The following is a 10,426-nucleotide window of genomic DNA, read 5'->3' on the forward strand; positions in this document are numbered from 1 at the left end:
GGTGCGGCGAGCGGGACGTTCCGGGTGGGGCGGACATCGGCCTGATCGACACCGTCGTCCGGGCGCGATCACCGGGGGCAGACCCACGGGTACTACCTCGACGTCCCGTTCGAAGAGACGCTGCGGGGCAGGGCAACGAGTTCGGCGAGGCGGAGACGCGGGAGTGGTACCGGCCGCTCGATCTTCTGCCGGGTGGCGTCGAGTCCGTGATCCCGGCGACCAACTCCCTTGAGGAGACGGTGGATCGGGTGATGCGGGACGCCGCCCTCGGCACGAGGTGAGAGCGGCTGGTCAGCGGCCGGTCAGGCGGCGCATGAATCGCCGCAGGCGGCGGCGGGGGTGGCGGCGCGGGCGCGGCGCGTCGACACCTGACCGACGCGCGAGGCCGGAACGGTCCCGCGCGTCGTGGTCGGGCGACAGAATCGGCGCCTTCCGCTCCGCCTGCGCCCGGATCTCGTAGTGCGAGTCATGAGCGGTCGGGCGGAATGCCTCGTCGTGGGAGGCCATGGCCGCACCGAGAGCCGACCCGACGACACCGCGGCGCCGCACATGGGACGCGAGCCAGGCGAAGCCCCCCATGATCACGGCGAGTCCGGCGACGATGACGAGCAACGAGAGCAGCGCACTCATACAACGGATCGTACGTCCGAGGGCCGTCGTCCGGGCGGGGGCGGATCGGGAACGAATTGAGCGAAAGGGAAGAAGGATCAACGGAGTTGTGCGAGCCTTTTCGCGATGACCACAGACTGGAGGAGATGTGAAAAGATCTCGCCGAGCCGTCAGAATCGCGCTGTCCGGGCTGGCGGCGTTATTGTTCACCTTCGTGTGGGCGCAGCCCGCACATGCGTGGACCTGGGCGAATGGTGTCACCGTGTATAACGGGGCGGGCCTGTGTGTGCGGGGCAATGCGGGAATTGATCACTTCATTCCCGGGAGTTTCTCCGGCAACCTCGCCTATGCGGACACCTTTGCGCTGAGCGCGGGGTGTGGTGCGGGACTGACGCTGCCCGACGGTTGGGCCGCCGTGCGACTGGAGGTGCAGAAGTGGAACGGGTCGGCCTGGACGGTATGCCGGAGCACCGATTGGGAATACGGCCCGACCGGCGTCAGCGGGGGTGAATTCGGCGGGCCCTGGGGGCCCAGCCAGATCCTCGACTACGGCGGATCGTCGTCGTGCGGGGCGGGCTGGTACGGAACGATGGCCTACGCGTACGCGCATGACGGGACCGCCTGGCGAGGTGGCGGAGTCTGGTCGGGACAGGAGCACGTTCCCTAGATGTATGAGGCCAACACGTTGGTGACGCGCTCACTCAGTCGAGTGGCTGGCGGCTGGCTGGCTGCTCCGCTGTGGGGCCGGTGATAGTTGTAGTGGATGTTCCAGACGGTGAGGGCTTCGCGCCGCTGGTCTTCGGAAGTCCAGGTGCGGGCGTAGAGGAACTCTTCAGCCAGGATCCGGTTGTAGCGTTCCACCTTGCCGTTGTGCCGGGGCGTGTAGGGCGTGATCCGTTGTTGTCGCGCTCCGAGGAGTGATCGTGCGAACGCGTCCGCGCGATAGCAACTGCCGTTGTCGGTCACGATGCGTTCGATCTGGGTGATGCCGTGCGCCGCGAACCAGGCGCGTGCTCTGTGAAGAAACGCGACAGCAGTGACGGCTTTCTCGTCCGACAGAGCCTCTGTGTATGCAAGGCGGCTGAATCCGTCGACGGCGGAATGGAGATAGACGTAGCCGCCGCGTTCGGTTCGCTTCTTGCGACGCTCGACAGCCTTTGCCTGTGCGCTGCCGCGCCCGTGCGAGCGCCAGCCGCCACCGTCGGGGATGCGGCCGACCTTCTTCACATCGACGTGGACCATGTGCCCGGGCCGGCCTGCGGTGATCTGGCGCGGCTGCCGATTGATTTCACCGCTGGGATCGATGAACCTGAGACGGTTCAACCCCAGGGCGTTCAAGTGCCGTGACACCGTCCGGCGGCTGATGGCTGTGCCCTCCGCCTGGAGCTCGAACGCAATCCTTGCGGCCGACCACTTCTGGGTGCGACGGAGGTGCTCGATCCGGATGACCACATCGGCGGCCGTCGCTGTGGGCTGTCGTCGGGGTGTTGAGGGGCGGTCCAGCAAGCCGAGCTCGCCGTGGCGGCGGAAACGGTTCACCCACTTGGATGCGCACGCGCGGGAGATGCCCATCTCCGCTGCCACATGGGCGATCGGCCGGCTCTTGCAGCGTTCGATCAGACGACGGCGGCCCTCGGGCGACAGGGGCGCGTTGCGGTGCGTCACCGTTGACCTTCCCCGCTAACAACGGATGCCTTCTCCTCGGGTGCCAGCGGGAGCACACCGACATGCTCGCGGGGCAGGTCCGACCGCTCGGCCAGGTCGACCAGCGCGCGGGCATGGTCAGCGCGGCTGATGCGACAGGCCAGGTCCCCGACCTCGGTGAGGGCGTATCCGCCGACGGACGATGTGTCCGGGCCGAAGTCTCCTGCGGGACTCACGGCGGCCCACCGCAGGCCGGAGGCGCCGATCACCTCCAACGCGATGCGGTGCCCCAGGGAGAACGGCCGATACTCCGCCGGAAAACCCTCGGTGTCGACGGCCGGGACGCCGGAGGCATCAGGCAGCAACGAGGCGATGCTCACCCAGACCAGCCGCGTAACCCCTGCGTTTTGCAGACCGGTAACCAAGCCGTTCGCCGCGGCCTGGAAAAAGGCTCTCGGGTCAGACTCGGCGGGCGCCACGGCCGCGATCGCGACATCGTGACCCGATGCGGCCCGTGCCACTGCTTCCGGGTCGGTGATATCCGCGTCAGCGCCTCTCAACGACGTCACGCGGTACCCGCGTGCGGTCGCCTCGGCCACCGCGGCGCTGCCGCTCCTGCCGCCTGCTCCGAAGATCACGATCCTCATCATGCGCCCGACGCTAGGCGGCCCCCCGGTTACCGATCGGGTACCTACACTTGGACTATGCGCCGACTCTCACCCGAGACGTTCGACGAACTGTGCCCCTCCTCGATGCTGCCGATCCGGATGCAGAACAAGTGGGCGCCATTGATCATGCGCCTGCTCGGCGAGGGCGCCCAGCCGTTCGGCGAGTTGCGCAGGGCACTACCGAGAACGAGCCCCAAAGAGCTGACCCGAGCACTGCGCTCCCTCGAACGCGACGGATTCATCACCCGTGACACCGACGCGGACTCCCCGGGCTACAGCCTCACCCCCCTCGGCCACAGCCTTCTCGCCGTCCTCCTGGATGTCTACGCCTGGACCGCCGAACACTGGGACGAACTCATCGACGCCCGCGAGCGAGCAGATCGCGAAGAGAACGGCCCACCTGTCAACAACGTCCTGACCCGCAACACCTAGACGGGACGCCGATCCCGGTGACGGGCGCCAAGAGCCGCCACCGCGGCCCGAACTCCGGCCGGTGAGAGAGCGGCTGATCACGGCGCACAGCCCGCCAGCCGCCAAGGACCTGGAACGAACCACCGGCGGCCGGCCCTCTGACAGGACGCACGGGTGGGACCCACCGGCCGGTGACAGGGCACGGGCGGCACGCCGTGAGGATCCAGCCCTCCGAGCGGCCGTGCTCAACCGGGCCCGGGTGACGCCCCCTCTGTCACCGACCGGAGATCGGGCCGCGGGCCGGGACGGTCCGGCCCTCTGACGGGACGGGCGGCAGGTCGTGAGGATCCGGCCGTTCGAGCGGCTGTGGCCCTCGGCATCCTGCTCGCCGCCGCCTGCGTCACCGCGCTCCTGGCCGCGCCCCGGAGGCGGGGCGGCGCCACGCCCGAACGGCACGGCGAGGAGCCGCTCCCCGGAACGGCGCCACGGGAGCGGAGGGCGCCGAGCGGGTCCTGAGGGCGCGGTCCCGGAGGGTCCCGGTCACGGCTTGCGGGCGAGCAGACCCCACTGGTAGGTGGGCTCCAACGGGCCTTCCGGACGCCAGGTGTTGAGGGCGACCACGCCGGGGGGCAGGATCTCCAGCCCGTCGGCGGTCGCCGCGAGCTGCGCCTCCGAGCGGCAGATGTAGGGCACCGCGCCCGACGCGGCGTAGTCCTCGTTCAGCTTGATCATCTCGGGCGCGTCGATGGAGTCGCAGGTCGCCAGGAAGCTCCCCGACGGCAGGCGGCGCGTGTACTCCTGGACGAGCAGGGCCGCCTCGTCCGGGTCGATGTGGCCGAGCATGCTCAGCAGCATCAACGCCACCGGCTTCTCGAAGTCCAGTGTCCTGGCGGCCTCTTCGAGAACGGTGTCGGGGTCCTGGACGTCCGCCTGCACGTAGTCGGTGGCGCCCTGGGGGTTGCTGGTGAGCAGCGCGCGGGCGTGCAGCAGGATCAGGGGATCGTTGTCCACGTAGACGATCCTGGCGTCGGGCGCGTAACGCTGGGCCACCTCATGGGTGTTGTCCGCCGTGGGCAGGCCGGTGCCGATGTCGAGGAACTGGCGGACGCCCTCCTCGACGGCGAGGGCCTTCACCGCGCGGCCGAGGAACTCACGCGAGGCCCGCGCCACGTTGAGCGCCTCGGGGTAATGCTTCAGCAGGTGCTCGCCGAGCAGGCGGTCGGGCTCGAAGTGGTCCTTCCCACCCAGCGCCCAGTTCCAGACGCGGGCGGAATGCGGCACGGTCGTGTCTATCGCGGGCAGATGAGGAACATGCTCGTCGGTCATGAATGATCTCCGTTCGGCAGCGGTATGGGCGGAAAAGGGGTGCGGGGCGGGGGCGCGAGCAGGGCGAGCTGGTCGAGTCCCTGGATGTACGACTGGACGGCCTTCACCTCCCCGGTGATGGTGGCGTCGGCCAGGCCGCGCACGACCAGCCGGTCGGCCACGGCCGGGTGGTCGAACCTCAGGACCTCCGCCGCTCCGGCGTCCGCCATCAGGTGCGGCGGGGACGCCAGCGGCATGATCTGGATACTGGACGAGGCCCGCGCGTTGACCGCCTCCAGGTGCCGGATCTGGTCCCGCATCACATCCGAGGAGCCGACCGGCCGGCGCAGCGCCGCCTCCTCGATGACCGCCCACAGCCGCAGCGGGTGCGGGCGGTCGAAACAGGCGCGCTGGCGGGCGGCCAGCAGCTCCACGCGGCGCCTGACGAACTCCCCCTGTGCGCTGGGGAACCGCATGCGCAGCAGCGCGCCCGCGTACTCCCGCGTCTGGAGCAGATCCGGCACAACTCCCGGCGCGTACAGGCGGATCCGAGTCGCGGCCGACTCCAGGTCGATGACGTCGGTGAGGTGGGCGGGCAGCACATCGCGGAACTCGTGCCACCAGCCCGGGTTGTTGGCCGCGACCAGATCGGCCAGCAGCCGTTCGGCCTCCCGTTCCGGAACGCCGTAGAGGGAGAGCAGATACGCGACGGTCGCCGGCTTGGGCACGTGCTTGGCGTGCTCCAGGCGGTAGATGGTCACCTGGTGGACGCCGACCGCCTCGGCCACACGGGGAACGGTCAGCCCGGCCGCCTCCCGGAACGCCCTCAACTCCGCGGCCACGAGGCGCAGGGCCACCGTGGGTCCGGAGCGGGGCTGAGACATGCTTCTCCCTCATGCGGTCACCCCATCGTCCTCCGCGCGGATCGCCGGAGCAAGGACTCTGTCGCCGCGCACTCTGCAACCTTGCACAGTGCGCGGACGTTCCGGGTCCTGGTGGGCCTCGGCGCGTTCGTGATGCTACCGGTCAGAAGCCCTCGGGGAGCCGGGGGGTGTAGGGCTCGGTGAGGCGGCGGAGTTCGTCGTCGGACAGGGTCAGGTCGAGGGAGGCGACCGCGTCGGTGAGGTGGGCCTCCCTGGTCACGCCCACGATCGGGGCGGTGACGGCGGACTGCTGGAGGATCCACGCCAGGGCGACCTGGGCGCGGGTCACGCCGCGCTCCGCCGCGATGGCGCCGACCGCCTCGACGATCGCGCGGTCGGACTCGACGGCCTGCCGGTAGAGCCGCCCGCCGAACGCGTCGGTCTCGGTGCGGGCCGTGGTGGCGTCCCACTCCCGGGCCAGGCGCCCGCGCGCCAGAGGGCTCCACGGCAGCACGCCGACGCCCTGGTCCTCGCAGTAGGGGAGCATCTCGCGCTCCTCCTCGCGCATCAGCAGGCTGTAGTGGTCCTGCATGGAGACGAAACGGGTCCAGCCGCCCAGGTCGGCCGCGTGCTGCGCCTGAGCGAACTCCCAGGTCCACATCGAGGAGGCGCCGAGGTAGCGCACCTTGCCCGCGCGCACCAGGTCGTGCAGGGCCTCCATCGTCTCCTCGACCGGGACGTCACGGTCGAGGCGGTGGATCTGGTAGAGGTCGATGTAGTCGGTGCCGAGCCTGCGGAGGCTGGCGTCGACCTGCGTCATGATCGCGGCGCGGGACAGGCCACCGCCCTTGGGCCCGGGGCCCATGCGCCCGTGGACCTTGGTGGCGATCACCACCTCGTCGCGGCGGGTGAACTCGCCGAGCAGCGCGCCGACGATCTCCTCGCTGGTGCCCAGCGAGTAGACGTTGGCCGTGTCGAACGTCGTGATGCCCGCCTCCACCGCCGCCTTGACGAACGGACGGGACGCGTCGAGTCCGAAGGACCAGGGGTGCGTTCCGCGCCCGGGGTCGCCGAACGCCATGCAGCCCAGCACGATCCGCGACACCTGGAGGCCGGAGTTCCCCAGACGTATGTACTCCATGTTCAACTCACCGCTTCCGATGGCTCCTGTCCGCGCGGCCGGTGGCCGCGTCCGCCACCGTAACCCCCTGGGGTGGCAGGTCCGCGGCGGCGACCAGGGCGTGCGGCGCGCCGAGGGCGCGGCGGGCGGGGGCGTCGGCGGGGAGTTCGTCCACGATGACGGCGCAGCCCGCCCAGGTGGCGCCGCGTTCCGCGGCCATCGCGCGGACGGCGGTGGCCTGGCCGCCGGTCTCGATCGAGCGCCACGGCGGCGGCCCCGCCGAGCAGGAAGCCGCGGGACTCGACGCCGCGGACGGCCGTGACCCCGGCTCCCCGGAACGGCTCGACCAGGCCCTCGACCAGGCCCTCGACCACGGCGGCCAGCGCCTCGGGATCGCGGAACACCGCCCAGATGTCGGCGTGACCGGCGATCCAGCGGAACCGTTCCCGCGCGAGGGCGCGTGCGCGGGCGTGGGCGGCGCCGTGGAGCGCGGGGCCGTGTGCGGTCTCGGGCATGGGCGGCAGTGTGCGCGCTCGGCCGGACCGGATCAACCGGATCGTGCGCATGGTGCCGGGGGGCCGATGTCGGTGGGGGCGGCGAGACTGGGGGGATGGCGACATGGCAGCGGTTCGAGAGCGAGGCCCCCGCGCTGGCCTCCCAGGTGAGGGCGCGGTTCGAGGCGGCGGAGACGCACATCCTGGCGACGTTGCGCGGGGACGGGTCGCCGCGGGTGAGCGGGAGCGAGGTCAGTTTCCTGAACGGCGACCTGTCCTTCGGTTCCATGCCGGGCGCGGTGAAGGCGCTCGACCTGCGGCGGGACGGCCGGTGCGCGATCCACGCGCACCCCGGCACGGACGGGGACGCGAAGGTCGCCGGGGTCGCGTCCGAGGTCACCGGTGCGGAGAAGGCCGCCTACACGACCGGCACGGAGCCGCCGGGCGACTTCCACGCGTTCCGCCTGGAGATCGGCGAGGCGGTGTTCACCGGCGTCGAGGCGGACGAGCTGGTGATCACCTTCTGGCGCCCCGGCCGCCCCGTGGAGACCGTCCGCCGCCGCTGACGTGGTCACGGGGGCGGGGCACGGCGCGGATGAGGGTGGTCAGGGCGCGGTCCAGGGGGTCGCCGCGCTCGTCCATGAGGTTGGCGAGGACGCGGGTCAGCACGCGCATCGCGGCGGGCGAGGTGAGGACCCGCCTGCTGACGAACGACGCCAGCGCGGGCCTGCTGAGCACCGCGGTCCAGCCGGTGCCGAGGCGGTAGAAGCGGCCGTCGCGGCGCTGGATCTCGCGCGGGTACCGCTGGAGGATCCGCTCGCGCCAGGGGCCGGCCGGGCGGGCGAGGGCGTACACGGCGGTCTCGGCGGCCAGTTCGCCCGACTCCATGGCGTAGGGGATGCCCTCGCCGTTCCACGGGGAGACCATGCCGCCCGCGTCGCCGACCAGGAGCACGCCGCGCGTGTAGTGCGGCAGCCGGTTGTGGCCCATGGGGAGCGCGGCGCCGCGCAGCGGTCCTTCCGCGTGCGCGTCGCCGCGCAGCCCCCACTCCTCCGGCGTGCGCTCCAGCCAGGTGTCCAGCAGGCGCCGGGTGTCCCGGCTCCGCTGGTCGTCGGTGCCGACCAGGCCCATCCCGACGTTCACCCGGCCGTCGCCCATCGGGAAGATCCAGCCGTAGCCGGGCAGCACCGGGCCGCCGGGGCGCTCGCGCAGGTCGGCCCAGATGTCCAGGTAGGGGTCGTCGTGGCGGCTCGGGGAGCGGTAGTAGCGGCGCAGCGCGGTGGCCATGGGCCGGCGCGGGAGGCGGCCGATGCCCAGGGAGACGGCGAGGCGGGCGGAGACGCCGTCGGCCGCGATGATCAGGGGTGCCTCGCAGGTCACGGCGCGTTTCTCGGGGCCCACCAGGGCGGTGACCGCGCGGATGCGGCCGGTGCGGTCGGGAACGGGCTCGGTGACCTTCGCGGAGGTCCACAGCCGCGCGCCCGCGCGGACCGCCTGGCGGGCGAGCAGTTCGTCGAAGTCGTGCCTGCTGCGGGTGAGTCCGAAGCCGGGGAAGCGGGCGCTCTCGGGCCAGTCGACCTCCACCGTGGTGCCCTCGGTGACGAAGCGGACGCCCTTGTTGCGCTGCCAGCCCTCGGCGTCGATGTCGATGCCCATCCCGATGAGCCCGCGCACGGCGCGGGGGGTGAGGCCGTCGCCGCACACCTTCTCGCGGGGGAACTCGGACTTCTCCAGCAGCAGGACGTCGGCTCCGTGCCGGGCGAGGTGGTAGGCCGCCGAGGATCCGGCGGGTCCCGCGCCGACCACGATGACGTCGGCGGTGGCGGCGTCGGCGTCGGACGGCGGTGCGGTGTCGGTCATGGGCACGTCCCTCCGCGGGTTCCGGGCTCCGGGCTTCGGGCTTCGGGCGGGTGCCGGAGAACTACCCATCCGCGCCGCCGCCGACGCCGACGCGCCTCTCAGCCTCCGGCGGGCGGCAGCGGCGGCCAGGCGTTGCGCAGCAGCTCCCCGAAGTGCGCCGGGAACCACTGGCCCCGCAGCGGCGCCCCGGACAACACGCCCGTGGGGTGGCCCCCGTTGACCGGATCGCCCGCGTAGGCCGGGTCGCACATGCGGTCGAGGTCGCCGCCCTCGATCGGGATGGGGATGGAGTTGCCGTCGGAGAGTCCCGGCGGGCGGGCCCAGATGTACGCGTCGACGCCGGGAACGGGCGCGGCCACCGGGCGTTCGCCGAGGCCGGAGCCCGCCTGGTTGCACCAGTTGGCGGGGTGGTGCCTGCGGTCGGTGCGGCCCGCCTCGACGTACTCCTCGGGGGCGGTGCGGGGGCCGGGGCCGGCCGGACGCCCGGGGCCGCCCCAGCCGTTGCGGGAGGTGTCGAGCAGGGCGCCGGCCGCCGGGTCGAACCCGGCGTCGGTCAGGGCTCGTTGGAAGGCACGCACGTAACTCAGCTCGTCGGCGTAGTGGTTGCCGTCGAGCCAGCTGCTGCCCTCGCGCACGGGAACGCCGCCGACCGTGTCGTCCGCGTCGAAGTGGGGCTCGTCCAGGGGCGCGTAGCCGCCCACGTTGGAGACGAAGCCGTGGACGTCGGCCGGGTCGGCGCCCGCGGTGGAGGCCGCCGCGTGGAGCAGGGCGGCGGCGGGCGCGAGGCTCGCGTCGCGGCCGAGGAGCGCGTGGTCGCCGAGGTCGAGGTAGGGGTAGACGTTCGGGAGGGGGCCGAGGCGCGCGAGCGCCGTTCCCACCGCGCCGGCGTGGACGCCGGGCGCCTGGGCCCGTTCGCAGGCCAGCGCGCCCGGTTCGAGCACCGTGACCACGCGGAGGTCCGCGTAGGCGGGGTCGGCGAGGACCCCGGCCAGCGGGTCGATGAACTCGGTGCGGTAGCGGTCGAGTTCGCCCGCGACCAGCTCGCCGCGCGGCTGGTGGCGGTGGCAGTCGCGGCCGGGCGCGTTGTGCACCACCAGCTGGATCACGTCCGCGTCCTGGGCGAGCGCGGCGTCGAGGTGGCCGCGCAGGCCGTCCAGCGCGGCGATCCGGTCCAGCCAGACGGCGGTGGGCTCCCGCGCGACGGCCGCTCCCCCGGGCTCGGCCGCGGCCCGCGCCGACCAGTCCTCGTCCACGTAGACCCGCGCCCCGGCGTACGGGTTGTCCACCCGGGCGGGGGCGGGGGCGGCCTCGTCCGCGCCGCCGACCGCTCCCCCGCTCATCAGCACGACGGCCGCCGTACCGGCGGCCCATTGGATCCTCATCGCTCTCCTCCCGCTGTGGAGAAAGCGCTCCCGGGGGCAGGGTAGCGGGGGCGGCTACGGCGCGGGAGGG

At 72.3% G+C, this 10,426-nt stretch carries 13 protein-coding genes and 1 pseudogene; 5 read left to right on the plus strand and 9 right to left on the minus strand.

What is annotated here, in order from left to right:
* Positions 1 to 281 (plus strand): annotated as a pseudogene (locus ADY01_RS39930) (kinase); the annotation flags it as partial.
* 10 nt (positions 282 to 291) lie between these two features.
* Here the strand turns inward: ADY01_RS39930 and ADY01_RS26875 are convergent.
* Positions 292 to 630 carry a hypothetical protein gene (locus ADY01_RS26875; protein ID WP_063784368.1) on the minus strand — a complete coding sequence of 113 codons (339 nt, stop codon included), beginning with the start codon at positions 628 to 630 and terminating at the stop codon, positions 292 to 294.
* A gap of 127 nt (positions 631 to 757) precedes the next feature.
* On the opposite strand from ADY01_RS26875, the gene ADY01_RS39370 reads away from it, so the two are divergent.
* A complete protein-coding gene (locus ADY01_RS39370; protein ID WP_159001448.1) occupies positions 758 to 1,276 on the plus strand; it encodes a hypothetical protein in 519 nt (172 codons plus the stop codon).
* Here ADY01_RS39370 and ADY01_RS26880 read toward each other — a convergent pair.
* Both ADY01_RS26880 and ADY01_RS26885 read right to left on the minus strand, forming a co-directional pair.
* The gene (locus ADY01_RS26880; protein ID WP_049578690.1) at positions 1,273 to 2,274 is read right to left on the minus strand and encodes an IS481 family transposase; all 1,002 of its coding nucleotides are present in this window, start codon (positions 2,272 to 2,274) and stop codon (positions 1,273 to 1,275) included. The two genes, ADY01_RS39370 and ADY01_RS26880, sit on opposite strands and share 4 nt — an antisense overlap.
* Complete coding sequence (locus ADY01_RS26885) at positions 2,271 to 2,903, minus strand: NAD(P)-dependent oxidoreductase (RefSeq protein ID WP_049578692.1); 633 nt, start codon at positions 2,901 to 2,903, stop codon at positions 2,271 to 2,273. Before ADY01_RS26885 ends, ADY01_RS26880 begins: the two co-directional genes overlap by 4 nt.
* Before the next feature lie 54 nt (positions 2,904 to 2,957).
* Here ADY01_RS26885 and ADY01_RS26890 point away from each other — a divergent pair, with 54 nt between their 5' ends.
* Together ADY01_RS26890 and ADY01_RS39375 are read left to right on the plus strand one after the other, a co-directional pair.
* Complete coding sequence (locus tag ADY01_RS26890) at positions 2,958 to 3,353, plus strand: winged helix-turn-helix transcriptional regulator (RefSeq protein WP_049578694.1); 396 nt, start codon at positions 2,958 to 2,960, stop codon at positions 3,351 to 3,353.
* Between the two features lie 345 nt (positions 3,354 to 3,698).
* The gene (locus ADY01_RS39375) at positions 3,699 to 3,848 is read left to right on the plus strand and encodes a hypothetical protein (RefSeq protein WP_159001450.1); all 150 of its coding nucleotides are present in this window, start codon (positions 3,699 to 3,701) and stop codon (positions 3,846 to 3,848) included.
* 24 nt (positions 3,849 to 3,872) lie between these two features.
* On the opposite strand, the gene ADY01_RS26895 is transcribed toward ADY01_RS39375, so the two are convergent.
* From ADY01_RS26895 to ADY01_RS39935, 4 genes are all read right to left on the minus strand, one after another.
* Positions 3,873 to 4,658: an SAM-dependent methyltransferase gene (locus ADY01_RS26895; RefSeq protein ID WP_049578695.1), complete on the minus strand. Its 786-nt coding sequence runs from the start codon at positions 4,656 to 4,658 to the stop codon at positions 3,873 to 3,875.
* Positions 4,655 to 5,521: a helix-turn-helix domain-containing protein gene (locus tag ADY01_RS26900; protein WP_063784369.1), complete on the minus strand. Its 867-nt coding sequence runs from the start codon at positions 5,519 to 5,521 to the stop codon at positions 4,655 to 4,657. The genes ADY01_RS26895 and ADY01_RS26900 overlap by 4 nt, the downstream gene beginning before the upstream one ends.
* Before the next feature lie 142 nt (positions 5,522 to 5,663).
* The gene (locus tag ADY01_RS26905; RefSeq protein ID WP_049578706.1) at positions 5,664 to 6,641 is read right to left on the minus strand and encodes an aldo/keto reductase; all 978 of its coding nucleotides are present in this window, start codon (positions 6,639 to 6,641) and stop codon (positions 5,664 to 5,666) included.
* 7 nt (positions 6,642 to 6,648) lie between these two features.
* The gene (locus tag ADY01_RS39935) at positions 6,649 to 6,840 is read right to left on the minus strand and encodes a hypothetical protein (protein ID WP_049578698.1); all 192 of its coding nucleotides are present in this window, start codon (positions 6,838 to 6,840) and stop codon (positions 6,649 to 6,651) included.
* A gap of 390 nt (positions 6,841 to 7,230) precedes the next feature.
* Between ADY01_RS39935 and ADY01_RS26915 the strand changes: the two genes are divergently transcribed.
* Positions 7,231 to 7,680 carry a pyridoxamine 5'-phosphate oxidase family protein gene (locus ADY01_RS26915; protein ID WP_049578700.1) on the plus strand — a complete coding sequence of 150 codons (450 nt, stop codon included), beginning with the start codon at positions 7,231 to 7,233 and terminating at the stop codon, positions 7,678 to 7,680.
* Here the strand turns inward: ADY01_RS26915 and ADY01_RS26920 are convergent.
* Together ADY01_RS26920 and ADY01_RS26925 are read right to left on the minus strand one after the other, a co-directional pair.
* Positions 7,631 to 8,974 carry a geranylgeranyl reductase family protein gene (locus ADY01_RS26920; protein WP_049578702.1) on the minus strand — a complete coding sequence of 448 codons (1,344 nt, stop codon included), beginning with the start codon at positions 8,972 to 8,974 and terminating at the stop codon, positions 7,631 to 7,633. The two genes, ADY01_RS26915 and ADY01_RS26920, sit on opposite strands and share 50 nt — an antisense overlap.
* Positions 8,975 to 9,072: 98 nt before the next feature.
* Positions 9,073 to 10,356 carry a glycoside hydrolase family 6 protein gene (locus ADY01_RS26925; RefSeq protein WP_053171243.1) on the minus strand — a complete coding sequence of 428 codons (1,284 nt, stop codon included), beginning with the start codon at positions 10,354 to 10,356 and terminating at the stop codon, positions 9,073 to 9,075.
* Positions 10,357 to 10,426 lie beyond the last annotated feature (70 nt).

Source organism: Streptomyces sp. SBT349 (assembly GCF_001083795.1).
Taxonomy (GTDB): domain Bacteria; phylum Actinomycetota; class Actinomycetes; order Streptomycetales; family Streptomycetaceae; genus Streptomyces.

Bases quoted from the DNA above. Each gene is read 5' to 3' on its own strand.
- ADY01_RS26875 (WP_063784368.1), bottom strand. From the start codon at position 630: ATGAGTGCGCTGCTCTCGTTGCTCGTCATCGTCGCCGGACTCGCCGTG.
- ADY01_RS26885 (WP_049578692.1), bottom strand. From the start codon at position 2,903: ATGATGAGGATCGTGATCTTCGGAGCAGGCGGCAGGAGCGGCAGCGCC.
- ADY01_RS26890 (WP_049578694.1), top strand. From the start codon at position 2,958: ATGCGCCGACTCTCACCCGAGACGTTCGACGAACTGTGCCCCTCCTCG.
- ADY01_RS26895 (WP_049578695.1), bottom strand. From the start codon at position 4,658: ATGACCGACGAGCATGTTCCTCATCTGCCCGCGATAGACACGACCGTG.
- ADY01_RS26900 (WP_063784369.1), bottom strand. From the start codon at position 5,521: ATGTCTCAGCCCCGCTCCGGACCCACGGTGGCCCTGCGCCTCGTGGCC.
- ADY01_RS26905 (WP_049578706.1), bottom strand. From the start codon at position 6,641: ATGGAGTACATACGTCTGGGGAACTCCGGCCTCCAGGTGTCGCGGATC.
- ADY01_RS39935 (WP_049578698.1), bottom strand. From the start codon at position 6,840: ATGGCCGCGGAACGCGGCGCCACCTGGGCGGGCTGCGCCGTCATCGTG.
- ADY01_RS26915 (WP_049578700.1), top strand. From the start codon at position 7,231: ATGGCGACATGGCAGCGGTTCGAGAGCGAGGCCCCCGCGCTGGCCTCC.
- ADY01_RS26920 (WP_049578702.1), bottom strand. From the start codon at position 8,974: ATGACCGACACCGCACCGCCGTCCGACGCCGACGCCGCCACCGCCGAC.
- ADY01_RS26925 (WP_053171243.1), bottom strand. From the start codon at position 10,356: ATGAGGATCCAATGGGCCGCCGGTACGGCGGCCGTCGTGCTGATGAGC.